Origin of the sequence: Burkholderia pseudomultivorans (genome assembly GCF_001718415.1) — a bacterium.
Taxonomy (GTDB): Bacteria; Pseudomonadota; Gammaproteobacteria; order Burkholderiales; family Burkholderiaceae; genus Burkholderia; species Burkholderia pseudomultivorans_A.
Map to the genome: position 1 here is coordinate 1,585,365 of NZ_CP013377.1, position 19,957 is coordinate 1,605,321.

Consider the following 19,957-nt stretch of genomic DNA (forward strand, 5'->3'; position numbering starts at 1 on the left):
GCGCGGCGCGACGGCCCATGGCGGCCGGCGCGGGCGGAAATCGGCGGTTGGCCACGCGAAGCGCGGACCAGCAATGCAGACAAGCATAAGGCGTCCGCTCCGCGCGTGCATGATCGGGATCAACGCACGCGCAGGCGGCAGCATGCCGCGCGTGCGGCGCGCGGCCTTGCCGGATTACGACTTCGTCGGCAGCGACGCAGACGGACGGTTCGCGTAGAACATCGCATACGCGATACCGAGCAGCACGATCCACACCGGGCCGATCACGAGCGCGACGCGCGTGTCGGGCGTAAAGGCCATCAGCACGACGACGAACGCGAGAAACGCGAGCGCGACATACGAACCGAGCGGATAGAACGGCACGCGGATCGCCAGGCGCGCGACCTTGTCGGCCGACAGCGTGCGGCGGAAGCGCATCTGCGCGATCAGGATCACGCACCACGTCCAGATCGCGCCGAACGTCGACACCGACGTCAGCCACACGAATACGTGCTGCGGCGCGAGATAGTTGAGCAGCACGCCGATCAGCAGCAGCACGACCGATACGATCACGCCGTACACCGGCACGCCGTTGCGGTTGACGCGACCGAGCACGCGCGGCGCCTGCCCTTGCTGCGCGAGGTTGTAGAGCATCCGCGCGGTACTGAACAGGCCGCTGTTGCACGACGACAGCGCCGCGGTCAGCACGACGAAGTTGATGATGCCGGCGGCGGCCGGGATGCCGAGTCGCGAGAACGTCATCACGAAGGGGCTGCCCTGCGTGCCGATCTGGTCCCACGGATAGAGCGACATGATCACGAACAGCGCGCCGATGTAGAAGATCAGCACGCGCCAGAACACCGAGTTCACGGCCTTCGTCAGCGATTTCTCGGGATTGCGCGCCTCGCCGGCCGTGAGGCCGAGCATTTCGACGCCGAGATACGCGAACATCACGATCGGCAGCGCGCCGATCACGCCGCCGAGGCCGTACGGCATGAAGCCGCCGTGCGCCCACAGGTTCGAGATGCCGGTCGCGATGCCGCCGTTGCCGATGCCGAACGCGATCATCAGCCCGCCGCCGACGATCATCAGCACGATCGTGACGATCTTGATCAGCGCGAACCAGAACTCGAATTCGCCGTACAGCTTGACCGCGATGAAGTTCACCGCGCCCATCGCCGTGAGTGCCGCGAGCGCCCAGATCCAGTTCGGCACGCCGGGGAACCACATGTGCATGTAGACGCCGACCGCCGTGATCTCCGCCATGCAGGTGACGATCCACACGAACCAGTAGGTCCAGCCGGTCAGGTAGCCCGCGAGCGGGCCGAGATAGTCGCGCGCATAGCGGCTGAACGCGCCCGCGACGGGGTTGGTGATCGCCATCTCGCCGAGCGCGCGCATGATCAGGAAAATCACGATGCCGCCCAGCAGATAGGTCAGCAGGATGGCCGGGCCGGCGGTGCGGATCGCGGTGGCCGAGCCGAGGAACAGGCCGACGCCGATCGTCGCGCCGAGCGCCATCAGGTTGATGTGTCGTTCTTCCAGCCCGCGGTGCAGCTGGTCTTGCTGGTGTTTCAAGTCCGTCTCCTGGCAGCCGCGAACCGGCCGCCGTCATTGTGTGAAGTCAATGCGCGACCGTTCATGCCGATAACGGCAACCGAAAACGAAAAATACCCGCTGCCGTTTTCCCGCTGGAAAACGACGCGGATATTGCGTCAATCCGACTGGAATCGCCGCGGATTATCGGCCGGTTCCGGAACAATCCGGAAAACGGCTCGGGCCTTTCGCGGAATACGACCGGGCGGCCCGTGCGACGCGGCTGTGCGCGTGACGAGCGGCAACGGGAACCTTCGTTTTCGGCGCGAACGAACGCGCGTCAAAGGTGCGCATTCAAGCGCACGCAATATGCAGGCGCGATTATAGGAAAGATCGGCGGTTTAACGCCAGCCGATTTTCTCGGAAATGACGATTCGGGAAAATGGCGGTGGAATTCGGATGCGTGCGAGGTAATGGCCGCGTTATTTCGACAACGTCGCCCGCACCGTATATTCGCCTTCGAGCGCGCCGTGCTCGGGGCGCAAGAAGTACCGCGACGCATCGAGATCGGCCGGCAGCGGCTCGACCGGGTAGCCATGCTTCTCCCAAGCATCGAGGCCGCCCTTCAGCGCCTTGATGTTGTGGATCATCTTCTTGCGCTGCATCTTCGCGATGATGCGCTTGGCCGTCGCTTCGTTCGGGCACACGCAGTAGACGACGATCGGCCGTTTCAGCACTTCCGGATCGAGCAGGTCCGGCGAATCGAGATCGACCGGCACCGCGCCGGCGATCCGGTACGGCTCGCGCTCGCGGATCGCTTTCGGCCGCGCGTCGAAGATCAGCGGCGGCTCGGCCGAAGTCATCATCTCGACGAGTTGCGGCGGCGAGATGCGCACCTGCGCGAGATAGCGGCGGAACTGGATGCGACGCACCCAGCGGTACAGCAGGAACGTGATGAAGATCGCGAGGAACGCGTCGAGGATCGTGCCGCCGCTCGCGCGCACCCACAGCACGAACTGCACGATCTGGTCGTGGACCGCCGCGCCCCCGATCAGCCAGAACGCGGCCCACAGCGATGCGCCGGCCAGGTCCCAGATCAGGAACACGCCGACGCCGATCGCGGTCGTGCCGAGCAGCGGCGCCGACACGAGGCCGAGGCCCGGCAGGAATTTGGAAAGCACCAGCAGCGGCGCGCCGTATCTTTCGAATACGTTACGCGCGAAGCGCAGCGTCGTGTCGAGCGACAGCGAGAAGCGCACGAGCCCGTTCAGCAGGCGCCGGCCGCGCGTGCGGCCCATGAAGAACCACAGCGAATCGGCCAGCATCGTCGCGCCGATCGCCGCCGCGAACATGCTGGCCCACGACGCCTGCCCCATCGCCGCCATCGTTCCGCCGAGGATCAGCATCGGCACGGCCGGTACCGGCACGCCGAGCTGCGTGATCAGCACGCTCGCGAACACGGCCCACGGGCCGAGCGACGACGGAATTGCAATGGGAAAGTGCCACACGACGGCGCTCCTGGAAAGCCACGCGGGCCGGACGACGGCAGCGGCCGTCGATCCGGCGGTGCAGCGGCCGGCGCGGCCTTGCCACCGCCGCCGCTGCATGACGGGCATTCTAAACGGGTTTGGCGGACGTCGCGCGGAACGCATGCGGCCCGCGCGACCGGATCTCACGCGCGCGGGCGCTGCGCGAGCCGCGCGACGTGCTCCGCATAGTCGGGAAATGCAGCGGCCAGCGCCGCCGCATCCGCCAGCTCGAACTCCGCGAACTCGAACCCCGGCGCGACCGTGCAGCCCACCAGCGCGACATGGTCGGGCGATGCGCAGCGCGCGCCGAACCAGCGACCGGCCGGGACGACCGCCTGGAACACGGTGCCCGGATGCGTCAGCGGATTGCCGAGCCGGTGAATCGTCAGCCCGTCGCGCTCGTCGAGCACCCACACCTCGAGCGGGTCGCCGGCATAGAAATGCCAGACTTCGTCCGAGCGGATCCGGTGCCACGACGAATAGGCGCCGTCGCACAGCAGATAGTAGATCGCGGTCGACGCAGCGCGCGGCGCGCCGTCGGCCGGACGCACGACGGCTTCGGTCGCGCGGTAGGTTTCACGGAAGTAGCCGCCCTCGGGGTGCGGCTGGAGATCGAACTGGCGGATCAGGTCGGCAGCGGAAATCGACATGGCGAAGTATCGGTGAAGTAAGGGACCGTGCATGCGGCAAACGACGCCGCCGCCGAAGCGGCCGGAACGCCGTCGTATGCCGCTGCGTCGATCGTCGCGGCCATGCGCGCGGCGACCGTGCCGCATCCGGAGGACGGATGCGACGATGAAGCGGATGCGTGTCGATGCTGCCAGAAGTGCGTGTCGGGATGCAACCGGGTGCGCGTCGCGCCGGGCGTCGGCTCGACGACCGCTTCCCGCCCCGACCGCCTGTCGCCCGTTATGCGCGCGCGGGCGGCTCGTCGTGCCGCACCAGCAGCACGGGTCGGTCGGCCGCGCGCAGCAGCGATTCCGCGACGCTGCCGAGCAGCAGCCGGCGCAAGCCGTGGCGTCCGCTGGTGCCCATCACGATCAGGTCGGCATCGGCTTCGGCCGCCGTGCGCATCAGCACGGTCGCGACGTCCTCGCCGTACGCGTCGAGCGCACGCACGGTGCCCGCCACGTGCTGCGCCGCCAGCACCGCTTTCGCAGCGTCGAGTACGGCCGTCGCGACATCGGCGGCCGATGCGCCGTTGTCGCCAGCTTCGGTGAAGCCGGCGCCGACATCGACGAGTTGCGGCCGGTGCTCGACCACATACGCACAGGTGATGGTGCCGCCGGACGCGGCCGCGATCCGGATCGCCTCGTTCAGCGCGAGACGCGCGCTCGGGCTACCGTCGAGCGCAACGAAAATCCGCTTGTACATGTCCGTCCCTCCGACCGGGGCGCAGCGCATCGTGCCGCGGCGCCCCGCATCCGCGAACCGGCCCCTTGCCGGCCCGCCTGCCGAACAGTCTGCCTCACGCGCCGACACGCCGGTTGATACGCGTCAAGCGCGGCCGGCGCGCCCCGCTCTCGCGCCGGCCCTTGCATTTTTAGCCGACCCTATTACAAAAACCGTATAAAACGCGCACAATTTCATCTTGAAAACAGATGTCGCACACTGCGGGCGCAGCCCTTGCCCGGTCAGCTTGCGCCGCCGACGTGCCCTCGGCGGCGCCGACAACAGAATGGCCATCGAATGACCGCCAATGGAACCCAGACCCGTGGCGCCCGAGGGCCCACGCGCTTTCCGACCATGTTACGCCAGCCGCTCGCGGCCGGCGCCGTGGCGCTGTTCGTCGGCGCAGCGCTGTCGCTCGGCGTCGCGCTGCTGGTGCGCGAGCAATGGCAGAGCGTCGTCCACGCACGCTTCGAACGCCGCACGACGCGCGTGACGGCGATGCTGCGCCACGAGCTGCAGTCCGGCGTCGCCGTGCTCGAAAGCGCCCGCGGCGCGTTCGGCCTCGTACCGCAGATGACGTCCGCACAATGGGACCGGTACGCCGAAACGCTCGATTTCGACAGCAGCCGTTCGCCCATTCGACAGCTCGGCTATGCGCCGCTGCCTGCCGCGACGCGCAGCGCGCTTGCCGGCACGACGGCGCTGCCGACCGGCCCGCTCGCGGCCGCGACGCTCAGCGCGCCGGCGTCGACCGCGCCCGTCGTGCGCTTCGGCGCGTCCGACGCGGCGCCGCTCGCCCGCGCGCTGCAGACCGGCGAAGTCGCGCTCGGCGTGCACCCGACCGACGACGACGTGTCGCACGACGCACGCACGCTCACGCTGTTCCTGCCCGCGATGGCTTCGTCGCGCGCATCGTCCCCGCACGACGGCGGCATCGACGGCATGCTGTTCGCGGCGCTGAGTCCGCGCCGGCTGATCGAACGCGCCCTCGAAGCGGAGCGCGGGCTCGACCTGACGATGCAGGCGGACGGCGATCGGCGGCCGATCGCCAGCGCCGAGACGACGACCGAAGAAGCGTCGATGTCGCCCGACCTGATGCAGCGCACCGAAGTGCTGAATTTCGGCGGCACCGCGCTGACGCTCGCCTATTCCGCGGACGGACGGCCGAGCGCGACCGGCGCGCAGCGCGCGGCCGGCACGGTGCTCGCCGCCGGGCTGATTGCGTCGTTCGCGTTCGCGGCGCTGATGTACGCGCTGGTGCGCGGCCGGCTCGCGGCGGCGGTCGATGCCGGCGCCAGCAGCCGCGGCATCCTGAACGAGGCGCGGATGATGGGCATCATCCGTTCGTCGATGGAAGCGATCATCACGATCGACGAGAAGCAGACGGTCGTGATCTTCAACCCGATGGCCGAACAGGTCTTCGGCGTGTCCGCGATGGAGGCGATCGGTGCGCCGCTGTCGCGCTTCATCCCCGAGCGGTTCCGCGCCGCGCATGCGAAGCACGTCGACCAGTTCGGCGTGACGGGTGTGTCCGAACGGCAGATGGGCCGCCAGCGTGTGCTGTTCGGGCTGCGCGGCAACGGCGAGGAATTCCCGATCGAGGCGTCGATCTCGCAGATCCGCGACGCGTCGGGCAAGCTCTATACGGTGATGCTGCGCGACATCACCGAGCGGCTGCGGGCCGAAAATGCGATCAAGCAGTCGCGCGAGGAGCTGCGCGAGCTGTCCGCGAACCTGCAGAAGGTGCGCGAAGAGGAAAAGACGCGCATCGCGCGCGAACTGCACGACGATCTCGGCCAGCAGCTCACCGCGCTGAAGATGGACCTGTCGGTGGTCGAGCAGCAGTTGCGCGCGCCGGGCCGCGCGCAACCGGACGACGCCGTGCTCGCGCACCTGCAGGGCATGCGCCGGCTGATCGATGCGACCGTCGCATCGGTGCGGCGCATCGCGGCGGATCTGCGACCGGTGATGCTCGACGATCTCGGCCTCGTGCCCGCGATCGAATGGCTCGCGAACGACTTCACGAACCGCTACGGCATCGATGTCGAGCGCCATATCGAGACGGGCGGCATCACGTTCACCAGCACGGGCGCGACCACGCTGTTCCGCATCGTGCAGGAGGCGCTGACGAATGTCGCGCGTCATGCGGATGCAACGCGCGTCGCGCTGCGGCTCGACGTCGAGGAAGGCTTCTGCGTGCTGCACGTCGCCGACAACGGCCGCGGTGCGCCGCCTGGCGGCCCCGCGCACGAAGACAAATCGTTCGGCCTGATCGGCATTCGCGAACGCGCGCACATGCTAGGCGGCAGCGTGACGATCGACACCGCGCTCGCGCGCGGCTTCTCGATCACCGTCGCATTTCCGCTCAGCACCGTTCAACAGGAAACCCTCATCACATGATCAAGGTGCTCATCGCCGACGACCATACGCTCGTGCGCGACGGTCTGCGGCACATTCTCCAGAATGCGACCGGCTTCGAGGTTGCCGGCGAAGCGTACGACGGTCCGTCGACGATCGCGCTGGTGCGCGCGACGCCCGCGCAGGTGCTGGTGCTCGACCTGTCGATGCCGGGCCGCAACGGCGTCGAGCTGATCAAGCAGATCAAGGACGAGAAGCCCGCGCTGCGGGTGCTCGTGCTGACGATGCACGCGGAGCAGCAATACGCGGTGCGCGCGTTTCGCGCGGGCGCGTCGGGCTATCTGACGAAGGAAAGCGCCAGCGCCGAGCTGGTCGGCGCGGTGACGAAGGTGGCGTCGGGCGGCGTCTACGTGAGCCTCGCGATGGCCGAGCAGTTCGCGCAGAGCCTGAACGAGCCGGCCGAGACGCTGCCGCATCAGCGTCTGTCGGATCGCGAATTCGACGTGTTCCGGCGCATCGCCGCCGGCCAGACGCTGACCGAGATCGCGCAGGCGCTGTGCGTGAGCGCGAAGACGGTCAGCACGTACAAGACGCGCATCCTCGAAAAGATGCAGATGCCGCACGAAGCCGCGCTGGTGCGCTACGCGCTGCGGCACAAACTGCTCGACGAGACGGACGACGTGTAACGGCGACCGGAGTAACACGCCGGCCGCAGCGCAGGCAGCCGGCGGCGGCAAGCCGGGAGCTTATTTGGCGGGCACCGGACACGCGAGGTCGCCGTCCTCGCAGGACAGATAGGCCTTCAGGGTTTCGGTCCGCTCTTTCGTCAGGTCGTCGAGACACGTCGACACGACCATCTGATAGCCGCTGCCGCCCTCTGCGTTCGCGCTCGAGAACTGGCATTCGGCATCGCGATACGCGATCCACGCGCGCTGCGCGGCCACGAGTTTGTCGTCGAGCGGACGGGCGTCGCGCAGCCGCGCGGTCACGGCCTGATAGGTCCGGTTCAGTACCGCGTCGGACTGCCGGTACGCGCGCTCGGCGCACGCCGTCATCGACGCCTGGTCCGACGCATTCGCGCAATTCGCCTGCGCATGGGCGTTCGCCGCCAGCACGAGCGAGCACAGCAGACCGGTCAAGACACGCATGGATGCTCCTTTGTTGTTGATTGAAGTCGTGGAACCCGGTGCCGGACTGGCCGTCCTGCCGCGCCTCGGAGCACGGCGCCGCGGGCGCGGCCGACGCGCGCGAACGCGTGTCGGCCGCCGTCCCGCTGCGTCACCGACCGCGATGCTAGCGCACGCGCGTGCGGTTGTCAGCCGCGTGATGCGAGGCGCGATCGATCGGCAAAATGCAAAAACAAAATGCAAAAAACCCGCACGCGAATCCGCGTGCGGGTTGATTTCGACTGGCCTGGAGGGCGACCGCGCGGGCCGCCCGGCCAGCGCGCAGGCTTAGTGGCCGAAGAATACCGACGAACGATCGTTGGCGGCCGGCGCGACCACGCGCTCGCCCGATTGCGACGTCGCGGCGGCGTTCGAGCCGTAGCCCGTTGCATCGCCCTGTGCGGCGGCGATCTTTGCCTGTGCGGCCTGGATGTTTTCCGGGTAGTTCAGCCAGTCGTTCGGGTTGTAGCCGGCCTTTTCGAGCTGAACCAGTTCGGCACGCACTTGAGCGCGCGTCAGCGGCTGCTGGTTGGACTGGGCGAACGACACGACCGGGGCGGCCACCAGAGCGGCCAGCGCAACTGCCTTGATCAGCGATTTCATGATGCATTACCTCCAGATTGTTTTGTCAGGCGCTTCGGACGCGTGGGTCGTTGCGCATGAGTTGAATTCTAGGAGGCGTGACTATCAGGGTAAATACCTAAAACGCGAATTCACTGTTGACGGAATCCATACAATCGCCGGCCGTTTCGCCGAATCGTCAGATGATTATTGGCGTGAGCGACGCGAATCCCACTTGATCATTCGGGCCGGCCGGCGCCTCGCCGTCAGCGCCCGCCATCCGCGTCGGCCGATGCCATCAGCCGGTCGAACAGCAGCGCCTTCAGCCGGATCGCAGCCTCAGCGTCGATCTCGCCGAACGCCGCGTGATGCAGCGTCAGCGCCGGTGCGCCCGGATCGGCATGAACCGCGCGCACCGTGCCGTCGAGCGCCAGCAGCGCGACGCGCTCGCCCGCCAGATACGGCAGTTGCACGCACAGCGCTTCGCCGACGCGCGCGATGGTCCGCTCGACGGCGATCGACAGCCCGCTCAGGCTGAGGTCCCGCACGATTCCGATGCCTCGCGCCTCGTCGGTGCCGCCGGCGCAGCACGCGGCAATCCGCACGGGCACGCGCGGCTCCGCACGGCTGCGCAGCCGATCGACGAAGCCCGGCGGCGATAGCGTGATGAACGGCGTTGCGCCGCCCGCCTGCACCGACTCGACGGTCGCCGCGAAGCGCGACACCGCGGCCCGACCGATCGCCACCGCCTCGACATCGTCGCCGCGCGCGAACTCGAGCGCGCCACCGTGCTGCGGCTCGACGAACAGCGCGCCCGACGCACCGACGCCGATCAGCCGGCAGCGCTGCAATGCGCGCGTCGCGCCGACCCGGCGGCGAATCCCGATCGCCGCGCCGGGCAACAGCCCCAGGTGCGTCGCAGGCGGCATCGCGCCGGTCGCGCGCGGATCGGCTTGCGCCGCGTCGCGCCGGCGCACCGGCCGGAAATGCTTGAACAGGAAGGCGTGCTGGGCCGGATCGTCGAGCGTCGCGCCGGCCGGCAGCAGCGCGGCGCCACCGGCGTCGTAGAGATCGAAGCCGAGCGGTGCGCCGGCGGCGAAATCGTCGCGCGCGAGCACGACATAGTCGGATGAACTGCGCATCGGTGAGGGGCGGCGCGGCCGCGCGGCTGTCGTGACAACTGGATTACGGCAGCCGCGCGTAAAACCTGAACGTACCCTTTTACTGCGCGCCGCTGCCGGCGCCCGTGTCGGGCGCGACAGGCGCCGGTGCCGGCGGCTGGGCCGGCGAGGCAGGCGCGACAGGCGGCGCCGTCAGGCCCGGCGCGGCGGCCCCGCTGCCTGCGTTGCCGCCATTGGTCGGGCCGGCGCCAGCGGCCGGCGGCGTGACCGGTTGGGGCTGCGACTGGGACTGCGAAGCCCCGGCCGACAGCGCGGCCGCCGATGCCGCCACTTCGGATGCCGGCACCCATTCCTCGACGATGCCGCTGGACGCGGCTTCCGGCGCCGAAGCCGCTGCCGCCGACGCAGTCGACGCCGCGCCGGCCTCGGTCTCGTCGACCTTGCGCGGCGCCCGCTGCGCCCTGACTGTCGGCGGCGCCTTCTTCTCGTCGCGGCCGAACCACGCATCGAACAGGTCCGTCGTACGCTCGCGCAGCGATTCGAACCATCCCGGCGACGGCTCGGTATCGAATTTCGCTTTCGTGTCGACAAGCCGTGCGCGCTGCGCGCGCTGGAAAAAATCGCCGACGATCGGCAGCGCGCTGTGCGCGCCCTGCCCCCAGTAATCGCTGCGCAGCGTCACGCGGCCGTCGTCGAAACCGACCCACGCGCCGGCCACGAGCCCGGGCTGCATCAGGATGAACCAGCCGTCCGCGTTGTCCTGCGTCGTGCCGGTCTTGCCGGCGACATCGCCGCGGATACCGAAGCGCGTGCGGATGCTCGAACCGGTGCCGCGCGTGACGACGTCGCGCATCACGCTGAGCAGCGTCTTGTCCGTTTCGGCGTCGAGCGCACGCTCGGGCGGCGCCGGCGCGAATTCGGCGAGCACCTCGCCCTGACGGTTCTCGATGCGCGTGACCATCTGCGGCTCGACATACAGCCCGCCGTTCGCGATGGTCGCGTACGACGCGACCATTTCCTTCAACGTCACCGGGCTCGTGCCGAGCGCGAGCGACGGCACGCGTTCGAGCGGGCTTTCGCGCACGCCCATGTCGCGCGCGAGCCGCGCGACGGCCGCCGGGCCGACCTTTTCCATCACCTGCGCGGTGATCCGGTTGCGCGACAGCGCGACCGCGTCGCGCAGCGTCATCGGCTTGCCGGTCGGCGGCACGTCGTCGTTCGGCCGCCAGATCTCGCCGCCCTTCAGCGGAATCTCGACCGGTTGGTCGATGAAGGTGTCGTCCGGCTTCATGCCGCCCGCGAACGCGGCGCCGTACACGAACGCCTTGAACGTCGAGCCCGGCTGGCGCCGCGCCTGCACCACATGGTCGAATGGCTCGTTCGTGAAATCGCGGCTGCCGACCCACGCGCGGACCTGCCCGTCGCGCGGGTCGATCGCGACGAAGCCGGCCTGCACGTCGGTCTTCGTCTTGCACAGTGCGCGCATGAAGCCGCGATCGGCCGCGAGCTGCTTCATCGCGGCCGCGTCGTCCTTGCCGGCGTCCTGCGCGGCCTTGTACTCCGGCGACTCGCGCATGAAGGTGCGGAACACCTCGCTGTCGGTGCCGCAGCCGTCGCGGCCGCTCCACGCATTGTTCGCGATGCCCTGCAGCTGGTTCGCCTGCTGCATCAGCGCCTGCGTCGCCATCTGCTGCAGCCGGGCATCGATCGTCGTGCGGACGATCAGGCCGTCCGAATAGATGTTGTAGTCGTTGCGATCGGCCCATGCGATCAGCCATTTGCGCAGTTGTTGCGCGAAATGCGGCGCGGGCCCCGGCGGCTCCTTCTGGCGCTCGAAATCGACGCGCAGCGGCCGGCGCTGCAGTTGCGCGAACTGCGCCGGCGACAGCTTGCCGTACTTCACCATCTGGCCGAGCACCGTGTTGCGCCGCTGCAGCGCGCGCTCGGGATTGAGCACCGGGTTGTAGTAGCTGTTGCCCTTCAGCATGCCGACGAGCGTCGCGCTGTCGAGCACGTCGAGCTCGTCGGCCGACTTGTCGAAGTAGGTGCGCGCAGCCATCTCGACGCCGTATGCGTTGTACAGGAACGGCACCGTGTTCAGATAGGTCTCGAGGATCTGGTCCTTGCTGTAGACGGCCTCGATCTTCAGCGCGGTGATCGCTTCCTTGAGCTTGCGCGTGAGCGTCGGCGCGCGGCCGATCTCGTCCGGATACAGGTTGCGCGCGAGCTGCTGCGTGATCGTCGAGCCGCCCTGGCGCGCGCCCGAGAACGTATGCAGCGCGGCCGACGCGGTGCGCTTCCAGTCGAGGCCGTGGTGCTGGTAGAAGCGATGGTCCTCGGTCGCGATCAGCGCGTCGACCATGTGCGGCGAGATCTGCTTGAGCGGCACCCACTCGCGGTTCGACGGCTTGAATTCGGCGAGCAGCTTGCCGTCGGCGGACAGCACCTGCGCGGGCTGGTCGACGCGCGCCTTGCGGATGTCGCCGATGCTCGGCGTGAACGGCACCAGCGCAAGCGCGTACAGCAGGAACAGCGACGGCACGGCGGCGACCGCGAGCAGCACGCCGCGACGCGTCGGATGACGCAGATGGTGCCAGGCAACGGCCAGCACACGCTTGACGGGCACGGCGGCGGCAGCCGCGACGGGTTGGGCGCGCGCGACCCATTTGGCAAGAAGGTCACGCACTGACGACACGTTTCGGCGATTCACGCGGTTGGGGAGCTTCCGGAAAAGGCTGCATCGTACCAAAACTCGCGCGGCGGGCCGCCCTGCGGCGGCCCGGCGCCGCCGCTCAGCGCACGAGGAAGCCGTAGGTCAGCGGGTCGCGCTCGTCGACGATCCAGTTCGCAAACCCGCAGATATGCGCGCTGCCCTCGACTTCCGGAATCACGGCCGGGAGGTCGCCGACGGTCGTTTCGCGCAGCACGCGCCCCTTGAAGATCGTGCCGACGATCGACTCGTTGACGAGCGTGTCGCCGGCCGCGAGCAAGCCGCGCTGGTACAACTGCGCGACGCGGCCGCCGGTGCCGGAGCCGGTCGGCGAGCGATCGACCTCGCGATCCGCGAACACGCAGCAGTTCGCCTGCGTCGAGCCCGGATGGCGCGGCGCATTCGCGATGATCGTGCCGTAGATGTGATTGATCTCCGGAATCTCCGGATGCACGACCGGATACGCGGCATTCGCGGCGGCCTTCACTTCCGCGCCGAAGTGGATCAGCCGCTCGACCGCCGATTCGCGCACGGGCAGGTCGAACGGCGCGCCGTCGACATAGAAATAGAAGGCGCCGCCATACGCGATATCGCCCGTCACCGTGCCGAACGACGGCGTATCGACCGACACGTCGCGCCGCCAGATGAACGACGGCACGTTGACGAAGCGCACCGGGCCGGCGTGATCGCCGTCCCATTCGACGAAGGCCTCGATGAAGCCGCACGGCGCGTCGATGCCGACCCGCGTCTCGGGCGTCGTGCGCTGCACCCAGCCGAGTTCGACCGCGGCCGTCGCGAGCGCGATCACGCCATGCCCGCAATGGTCGCTGTAGCCCTCGTTGTGCACGAAGATCACGCCGAAATCGGCGGACGGCGAGACGGGCTCGGTCAGGTAGCCGCCGTACATGTCGGCGTGGCCGCGCGGTTCGAACATCAGCGCGCGGCGGATCTCGTCGGCGTTCTCCTTGAGCCACGCGCGGCGCTGCACGATCGTGTCGCCGGGCAGGCGCGGCAGCCCGCTCGTGACGATGCGAAACGCTTCGCCGCCGGTGTGGACTTCGACGGTGGACAGGGATCGGGAGATTTTCATCGGCGTGTGCGAGCGTGAAGGCGAAGGACGGCGGCGGGTGTGCTGCTCAGTGGCACGACGGCCGCGGCTGTCGGCTGCGGATCACGTCGATGGTGCCATCGGCGCGCCCTTCGGTTCAGCAGGCGAACTGGTTTGACATGCGACCAATGTAGGGCACGCGTGGTTGCTGCGCAAGCAATTTCAGAATAATTTCCGCAATTCTGGTCGCACAGCAAACCACGACACCCGCCCTGTCACTTCGGCGCGATGTCGCGCCGCACCCGCCGGATATGCTGCTCGACGTAGAACGCGGCCGCGTCGGCGTCGCCCGACACGATCGCCTCGTAGATCAGCCGGTGCTCGGACACGTAGAGCCGCACGCGGCCCGCGTCGTAGATGCCGTCGTCCTTCAGCCGCTTCCACAGCGGCTGGTCCATCGTCCTGGCGACTTCGTCCGCGATCTTCACGATCAGCGCATCGCCGGTCATCAGCGCGAGCTGCCGGTGAAACAGCCGGTCGCTCTCGTTCCACAACGCGCGCTGCTGCGGGTCGTCGACGTCGGTGATGGTTTCCATCTGCGCGAGATAGCTTTCGGCGACGGGGTCCGCGCGGCCGTGCGAGGCCGCGAGGCGCGCGATCGCGGGCTCGAGGATCAGCCGCACGTCGAGCGTCGACGTCGGGCTGAAGTCGGCTTCGGATGCGTCGCGCATGTCGCCGCGCTGCGCAAGCACGTCGAGCGGCGCCGATACGACATAGGTGCCCGAATTGCGCTTCGTGAACACGAGGCCTTCGTTCTGCAACGCGCCGAGCGCTTCGCGCACGGCCGGACGGCCGACCTGGAACAGCGCGGCCAGCTCGCGCTCGGACGGCAGCCGCGCATCGGCCGCGTAGCGCCCCGCGCGAATCTCGTCGCGGATCCTTTCGGCGACCTGCTCGTAGATTTGCAGCGGCCTGAAGCCGCCTTCCAGTGATTCGGGACGCGCAGACATCATGCGTGGCTCCTGCCCGGTCGCGGGCGTGGATTGAAACGGGTTCGCACTATACCGGAGTTGTGCCGGCGCCGGCCCGCAGGCGCGGCATTCTGGACAGATATTAGAACCAAAAGCGGCGCCGCGCTTTATTTTCTGGCTTGCCGGCGAGCGGGCAACTGGTATAGATTCGATCCAGACTGCCACGTGTCGCGTAATCGGCGGTCCAGCCGCGGGCGCACGACGCGCCCGTCGTCCACGTTCACCGACGCCACCGACGCACACGATGACCGCCCTTGCCCAGACTCCCGTTTTCGATGCGGCCGACACGGCCGCGCTGCTCGACTATCGCGCGCTGCTCGTCACGCTCGGGCAAACCGTCGCCGACTACGCGGCGGGCGAGATCGTCAGCCCCGAGCGTCTGGTCGTGCCGCTGCAGGCCGGCGGCGTGATGCTGTCGATGCCGTCGAGCGCGCGCGATCTCGCGATCCACAAACTCGTCAACGTGTGTCCCGGCAACGGCGCACGCGGGCTGCCGACGATACTCGGCCAGGTGATCGCCTGCGACGCGACCACCGGCGAGATGCGCTTCGTGCTCGACGGCCCGACCGTCACCGGCCGCCGCACCGCGGCCGTCACCGCGCTCGGCATCCAGGCGCTGCACGGCGCCGCGCCGCGCGACATCCTGCTGATCGGCACCGGCAAGCAGGCCGCCAATCACGCGGAAGCGCTCGCGACGATCTTTCCCGATGCGCGCCTGCACGTGCGCGGCGCGCGCGCCGAAAGCGCGGCCGCCTTCTGCGACGCGCATCGCGCGCACGCGCCGCGGCTCGTTCCGCTCGACGGCGACGCGATTCCCGACGCGATCGACGTCGTCGTCACGCTGACGACGAGCCGCACCCCCGTCTATCGCGACGCGGCGCGCGAAGGGCGGCTGGTGGTCGGCGTCGGCGCGTTCACGGCGGACGCCGCCGAAATCGACGCGAATACCGTGCGCCAGAGCCGGCTCGTCGTCGACGACCCGGCCGGCGCGCGCCACGAGGCCGGCGACCTGATCCTCGCGCAGGTCGACTGGCAGCAGGTCGCCTCGCTCGCCGACGTGCTGAACGGCAGGTTCGTGCGCGGCGGCCCGCTGCTGTTCAAGAGCGTCGGCTGCGCGGCGTGGGACCTTGCCGCGTGCCGCACCGCGCGCGACGCGCTCGCCGCACGCCGGGCGGGTTAACGTTCACGGCGCGGCCCGCGAAACCGGCCGTTTTCGCGCACTGCACCATCGGTCCCGCCATGCGCGCGCGCCTGCGGCCCGCATGCGCCCACGCCGATTTATCGCACGCGTTGTAGGAAAACCCCTACAACGCGACGATCCGGCCTACGCAAACTTCCAATTCGGCCGATTTTCTTTTTGGCGGCGCAGCACGATACTGGCCCCATGAATGCCAGCCCGTCGCCCGCCGCACTCCGGGTGTTCCTCGTCGACCACGCCGCCCCCGTGCGGCGCAGGATCGCGCTGCTTGTCGGCGCGATCCGCGGTGTCGTGGTGGTGGGCGAAGCGGAGGACGGCCAGGGCGCGTGGGCGCATATCCACGACAGCCGGGCCGAGGTGGTGATCGTCGACCTGCGCCTTGCGGACGGCAGCGGCCTGGAGCTGATCGGGATGCTGTCGAAGGCCATGCCGCGCATCGTGACGATCGTGCTGACCAACCATTCCGCACCGGCATTCAGAGAGGCATGCGCGACGGCCGGGGCGGACTACTTCTTCGACAAGACCGCCGAGTTCGACGCCGCATGCCGCGTGATCGAATCCCTGGTGCATGCGCGCATGCACCACCCCTGACCGTGCCGGAGTGACCCATGTCAACAGCCACCGCCAGCGTCGCAGACGCGCTCGTCGCCCCGAGGCCGCGCGCGCCGATTCACGCGGTCGCGCGCGCCGACGCGCCCGCCTATCCCGCCGCGCGCTGCTCGGGCTGCGCGATGCGTTCGATATGCCTGCCGCCGCACCTGACGGCGGCCGAATACGGCCTGCTCGACGCAATCATCTGCGCGACCCGGCACGTTCGCCAGGGTGACGCGCTGTTCCGCGCCGACGATCCGTTCCACAGCATCTACGCGGTGCGGGCCGGTTCGTTCAAGACGGTGATGATGCATCGCGACGGCCGCGAGCACGTGACGGGCTTCCAGATCGCCGGCGAAACGCTCGGGATGGACGGCATCGGCGGCGGCCAGCACTGCTGCGACGCGATTGCGCTCGAGGACAGCGTCGTGTGCATCATCCCGTTCGGCGCGCTCGAAGCGGCGTGCCGCGAAATCAAGCCGATGCAGCACTTCCTGTATCAGATGCTGAGCAGCGAGATCGTCCGCGAGTCGAGCCAGATGCTGCTGCTCGGCACGATGTCGGCCGAGCAGCGCGTCGCGCATTTCCTGCTGAACCTGTCGTCGCGCTTCGAGGCGCGCGGCTATTCGGCATCGGAATTCAACCTGCGGATGACGCGCGAGGAAATCGGCTGCTACCTCGGCATGAAGCTCGAAACCGTCAGCCGAATGTTCTCGCGGTTTCACCGCGAGGCGCTCGTCGAAACGCGCGGCAAGCGCGTGCGGATCCTCGACGCGCAGGCGCTCGCGCAGGTCTGACGTCCTCTCCCGTGCGTGTGCAGGACCGGCGCGCGCACGCCGGTTTCCGTGCCGTTCACGTCAACGCATCGCGCTCATGCCGCCCGACGCGCCGCCGCTCGGCGCCGTGCGTAGCGGCGCACTCGCGCCGTCTTGCGCCTGCCATGCGATCAGTTCGCGTTCCGCGGCCGCGAACGCGCGACGCACCGTCTCGCAGACGTCGTCGCCGCTGCAATGCGGCAGCGGCTTCAGCTCGTCGTTGCGCGTGATCAGATCGAGCCGCACGTCGTAGGCACGCATGCCGCCGGGCATCCTGCGCGCCTCGATCGCCAGATGACACCCGCTGATCAGCGCGCGGAACCGCTCGATGCCGATCAGCCGGGTCGCCGCCTCGGCTTCCAGTTCGGCCGAGCCGGCGAATCCGAGATAGACGATCTGCATGCCCACGCCCATGTTGTTTCTCCTGACGGGGCCGCCATCGCGTCGACCACCTTCTCTCCATCCCTGCCCGACGACGCAGCCGATCCTCGCGTCCGGACACGGCGCCGCGCCCGGCGTGCCGCCGGTCAGACGTTGAACGCCTGCGACATCTTCAGTTCGATCCACGTCATCCCGGCCCGCAGGCCTTCGATCATCGCCTCGTGCTCGGTCGGATACGCGTGGCTGTGCTCGAACGTATGGTGGAAGCGCGCCGCGCCCGCGCCGTGCTCGACCGACACGCGGCAGCGGAACTCGCCCGATTCGCACGGCCGCGTCTCGACTTCGACCGACCAGTCGCGCTCGTGTATGTTGCCCTGCAGTGTCATGCGTCCTCCTGCGGTATCAACCGCCGAGCCGGAAGTGGCCGCTGTGCAGCAGCACCGGCCGGCCGCCGATTTCCTCGAGCATGCGTCGCGCCATCGCCTCGATCGCCGGCCGGTGCGCGGTGAATGCGTCCAGCAGGTCCCGTTCGAGCAGCGACGCCGCGCCGAAATGATCCTCGAGCGCTTCGGCCGTCACCGCGCACTGCACGCAGCGATCGTCGACCAGCGCCGAAAAGGCGACGACCAGATCGCGCGCGCAGTACTCGGGCGGCTCCGGTGGAAATGAAATCTGCATCTGTGCGCCTGTCAGCGTAGTGACTTAGCCATGACGAGAGCATAGTGGCGCGCGCCGCCGCCCGCTTGACCCACGTCAACCGGGTCGCCGTGCCGATGCCGGATCCGGCGACGGACGCGGTATCAGCCCGCGTCCGGCTCGATCGTCGCGCCGCGTTCCGCGAGCAGTTCGCGCAGCACGCTGCGATGACAGCGGTTCTCGTCGTCGCAGTAGCAGCCGACCGACAGCGCAGTCGTTGCCGACAGCGCCGCCAGCAGGTCGAGCACCTTCGCCGCATCGCCCTGCGCCATCTCCGCGCGGAAATGACGCTTGAACGCGCGCCATTCGGCATCGGTCTCGGCGGCCTGCGCCCGGGCGACCAGTTCGGCGCTCGGCGACAGCGTCGGCAGCCACACGTCGTAGTAGTCGCGCGATGCGAATTCGGCTTTCGGCACGCCGCGCGGCGGCCGCCGCACCGTGCCGATCCGCAGCCCCTCGCCGGCCCTGCGCGGTGAACCCAGACGGACGATTCGTATGCTCATTCGGCTCCTTCGGCGTCTACGATCTTCTTATCGTACTGCTGCGCGGCGGCCGCGTGCGGGGCCCGCGCAAAGAAAAAACCGGCTGTCCCCGATCGGGAACAGCCGGTTCCGGCGATGCCGCTGCGCGTATGCGCGGATCAGACGCCGCTCTTCAACACCTTGCCGATCGCGTCGGCGACGATGCCGACGTTCGAATCGTTCAGGCCTGCGACGCACATCCGGCCCGAGCGCAGGATGTACACGCCGTGCACTTCGCGCAGCGCGTCGACCTGCGATTCCGTCAGCCCCGTGTACGTGAACATGCCGCGTTGCTTCACGTAGCGCGTGAGCGCCTCGCCGCTGACGTGGTCGCGCAGGCCGTCGTGGATCGCCTGGCGCATCCGCGCGATGCGGCGGCACATCGCCGACAGCTCTTCTTCCCACTGCTTGCGCAGCGCGGGCGTGTCGAGCACGGCCGCCACGACCTTCGCGCCGTAGGTCTGCGGGTTGCTGTAGTTGGAGCGCACCGCGCCGGCCAGCTGGCCGAGCACGCGATCGACCGCGGCTGCATCCTCGCAGACGACGCTCAGGCCGCCGACACGCTCGCCGTACAGCGAGAAGTTCTTCGAGAACGAGTTCGCGACCAGCGCCGGCACGCCGCGACGGGCCAGTTCGCGCACCGCGAACGCGTCCGCGTCGAGGCCCGCGCCGAAGCCCTGGTACGCCATGTCGACGAACGGCAGCAGCCCGCGCGCCTCGATCACGTCGATCAGCTTTTCCCACTGGCCTTCGTCGAGATCGACGCCGGTCGGGTTGTGGCAGCACGCGTGCAGCAGCACGATGCTGCGCGCCGGCAGCGCGTCGATCGCCGCGAGCATCGCGTCGAACTTCAGGCCGCCCGTCTTCTCGTCGTAGTACGGGTAGGTGTTCACCGTGAAGCCCGCGCGCTCGAAGATGAAGCGGTGGTTTTCCCAGCTCGGGTCGCTGAGCCACACCTGCGAATCCGGGAAGTAGCGCTTCAGGAAATCGGCGCCGACCTTCAGCGCGCCCGAGCCGCCGAGCGTCTGCACGGTCGCGATGCGGCCGGCCGCACGCGCCGGATGATCCGCGCCGAACACGAGCGCCTGCACGGCGTCGCGATACGCGGCCAGGCCGATCATCGGCAGGTACGGCTTCGGGCCGAGGTCGCGCTGCAGCGCCGTTTCGGCTTCACGGACGGCGCCCATCACGGGAATCCGGCCTTCGGCGTCGAAATAGATGCCGATGCTCAGGTTGACCTTCTGATCGCGCGGATCTTTCTGGAAATTCTCGTTGAGCGTCAGGATCGGGTCGCCCGGGTACGCATCGATATGTTCGAACATGG

20 protein-coding genes are annotated in these 19,957 nt (G+C 68.7%); 5 read left to right on the forward strand and 15 right to left on the reverse strand.

Annotated elements, in window-relative coordinates; all coding sequences use genetic code 11:
- Positions 1 to 174: 174 nt before the first annotated feature.
- From WS57_RS06695 to WS57_RS06710, 4 genes are all read right to left on the reverse strand, one after another.
- The gene (locus tag WS57_RS06695) at positions 175 to 1,557 is read right to left on the reverse strand and encodes an amino acid permease (RefSeq protein ID WP_069243930.1); all 1,383 of its coding nucleotides are present in this window, start codon (positions 1,555 to 1,557) and stop codon (positions 175 to 177) included.
- 440 nt (positions 1,558 to 1,997) lie between these two features.
- On the reverse strand, positions 1,998 to 3,023 hold the full coding sequence (locus tag WS57_RS06700) for a DedA family protein/thiosulfate sulfurtransferase GlpE (protein WP_040131740.1): 1,026 nt from the start codon (positions 3,021 to 3,023) through the stop codon (positions 1,998 to 2,000).
- A 164-nt stretch (positions 3,024 to 3,187) separates the two neighbouring features.
- Positions 3,188 to 3,694 carry a cupin domain-containing protein gene (locus WS57_RS06705; protein WP_040129255.1) on the reverse strand — a complete coding sequence of 169 codons (507 nt, stop codon included), beginning with the start codon at positions 3,692 to 3,694 and terminating at the stop codon, positions 3,188 to 3,190.
- Positions 3,695 to 3,953: 259 nt separating this feature from the next.
- Entirely contained in the window at positions 3,954 to 4,418 is a 465-nt protein-coding gene (locus WS57_RS06710; protein ID WP_040129257.1) for a universal stress protein, read from the reverse strand.
- A 315-nt stretch (positions 4,419 to 4,733) separates the two neighbouring features.
- Between WS57_RS06710 and WS57_RS06715 the strand changes: the two genes are divergently transcribed.
- Together WS57_RS06715 and WS57_RS06720 are read left to right on the forward strand one after the other, a co-directional pair.
- Positions 4,734 to 6,836, forward strand: coding sequence for a PAS domain-containing sensor histidine kinase (locus tag WS57_RS06715; protein WP_069243931.1), 2,103 nt, complete (start codon positions 4,734 to 4,736; stop codon positions 6,834 to 6,836).
- On the forward strand, positions 6,833 to 7,480 hold the full coding sequence (locus tag WS57_RS06720; protein ID WP_040129260.1) for a response regulator transcription factor: 648 nt from the start codon (positions 6,833 to 6,835) through the stop codon (positions 7,478 to 7,480). Before WS57_RS06715 ends, WS57_RS06720 begins: the two co-directional genes overlap by 4 nt.
- Positions 7,481 to 7,540: 60 nt before the next feature.
- On the opposite strand, the gene WS57_RS06725 is transcribed toward WS57_RS06720, so the two are convergent.
- The 6 genes from WS57_RS06725 to WS57_RS06750 all read right to left on the reverse strand — a co-directional run bounded on the left by WS57_RS06725 (position 7,541) and on the right by WS57_RS06750 (position 14,413).
- Positions 7,541 to 7,942 carry a lysozyme inhibitor LprI family protein gene (locus WS57_RS06725; protein ID WP_009695268.1) on the reverse strand — a complete coding sequence of 134 codons (402 nt, stop codon included), beginning with the start codon at positions 7,940 to 7,942 and terminating at the stop codon, positions 7,541 to 7,543.
- A gap of 306 nt (positions 7,943 to 8,248) precedes the next feature.
- Complete coding sequence (locus WS57_RS06730) at positions 8,249 to 8,563, reverse strand: DUF4148 domain-containing protein (RefSeq protein ID WP_009695266.1); 315 nt, start codon at positions 8,561 to 8,563, stop codon at positions 8,249 to 8,251.
- Positions 8,564 to 8,787: 224 nt separating this feature from the next.
- Entirely contained in the window at positions 8,788 to 9,663 is an 876-nt protein-coding gene (locus WS57_RS06735) for a PilZ domain-containing protein (protein ID WP_059515540.1), read from the reverse strand.
- 79 nt (positions 9,664 to 9,742) lie between these two features.
- Positions 9,743 to 12,328, reverse strand: a complete 2,586-nt coding sequence (locus WS57_RS06740) for a penicillin-binding protein 1A (RefSeq protein WP_069243932.1) — start codon at positions 12,326 to 12,328, stop codon at positions 9,743 to 9,745.
- A gap of 106 nt (positions 12,329 to 12,434) precedes the next feature.
- Positions 12,435 to 13,442: a trans-3-hydroxy-L-proline dehydratase gene (gene lhpH, locus WS57_RS06745; RefSeq protein ID WP_059515544.1), complete on the reverse strand. Its 1,008-nt coding sequence runs from the start codon at positions 13,440 to 13,442 to the stop codon at positions 12,435 to 12,437.
- Positions 13,443 to 13,675: 233 nt separating this feature from the next.
- Positions 13,676 to 14,413: a FadR/GntR family transcriptional regulator gene (locus WS57_RS06750; RefSeq protein WP_059515545.1), complete on the reverse strand. Its 738-nt coding sequence runs from the start codon at positions 14,411 to 14,413 to the stop codon at positions 13,676 to 13,678.
- A 262-nt stretch (positions 14,414 to 14,675) separates the two neighbouring features.
- On the opposite strand from WS57_RS06750, the gene lhpI reads away from it, so the two are divergent.
- The 3 genes from lhpI to WS57_RS06765 all read left to right on the forward strand — a co-directional run bounded on the left by lhpI (position 14,676) and on the right by WS57_RS06765 (position 17,017).
- A complete protein-coding gene (gene lhpI, locus WS57_RS06755; protein ID WP_059515547.1) occupies positions 14,676 to 15,611 on the forward strand; it encodes a bifunctional Delta(1)-pyrroline-2-carboxylate/Delta(1)-piperideine-2-carboxylate reductase in 936 nt (311 codons plus the stop codon).
- 204 nt (positions 15,612 to 15,815) lie between these two features.
- Positions 15,816 to 16,220: a response regulator gene (locus WS57_RS06760; protein WP_009694391.1), complete on the forward strand. Its 405-nt coding sequence runs from the start codon at positions 15,816 to 15,818 to the stop codon at positions 16,218 to 16,220.
- 17 nt (positions 16,221 to 16,237) lie between these two features.
- Positions 16,238 to 17,017: a helix-turn-helix domain-containing protein gene (locus tag WS57_RS06765; protein ID WP_059515549.1), complete on the forward strand. Its 780-nt coding sequence runs from the start codon at positions 16,238 to 16,240 to the stop codon at positions 17,015 to 17,017.
- A gap of 60 nt (positions 17,018 to 17,077) precedes the next feature.
- On the opposite strand, the gene WS57_RS06770 is transcribed toward WS57_RS06765, so the two are convergent.
- The 5 genes from WS57_RS06770 to WS57_RS06790 all read right to left on the reverse strand — a co-directional run bounded on the left by WS57_RS06770 (position 17,078) and on the right by WS57_RS06790 (position 19,955).
- The gene (locus tag WS57_RS06770) at positions 17,078 to 17,449 is read right to left on the reverse strand and encodes a hypothetical protein (protein ID WP_009694393.1); all 372 of its coding nucleotides are present in this window, start codon (positions 17,447 to 17,449) and stop codon (positions 17,078 to 17,080) included.
- Positions 17,450 to 17,562: 113 nt separating this feature from the next.
- Positions 17,563 to 17,802: a hypothetical protein gene (locus WS57_RS06775; protein ID WP_009694394.1), complete on the reverse strand. Its 240-nt coding sequence runs from the start codon at positions 17,800 to 17,802 to the stop codon at positions 17,563 to 17,565.
- 16 nt (positions 17,803 to 17,818) lie between these two features.
- Positions 17,819 to 18,109: a DUF1488 domain-containing protein gene (locus tag WS57_RS06780; protein ID WP_040129270.1), complete on the reverse strand. Its 291-nt coding sequence runs from the start codon at positions 18,107 to 18,109 to the stop codon at positions 17,819 to 17,821.
- 107 nt (positions 18,110 to 18,216) lie between these two features.
- Entirely contained in the window at positions 18,217 to 18,615 is a 399-nt protein-coding gene (locus WS57_RS06785) for a DUF488 domain-containing protein (RefSeq protein WP_009694396.1), read from the reverse strand.
- 137 nt (positions 18,616 to 18,752) lie between these two features.
- A complete protein-coding gene (locus tag WS57_RS06790) occupies positions 18,753 to 19,955 on the reverse strand; it encodes an amino acid aminotransferase (protein WP_059515553.1) in 1,203 nt (400 codons plus the stop codon).
- Positions 19,956 to 19,957 lie beyond the last annotated feature (2 nt).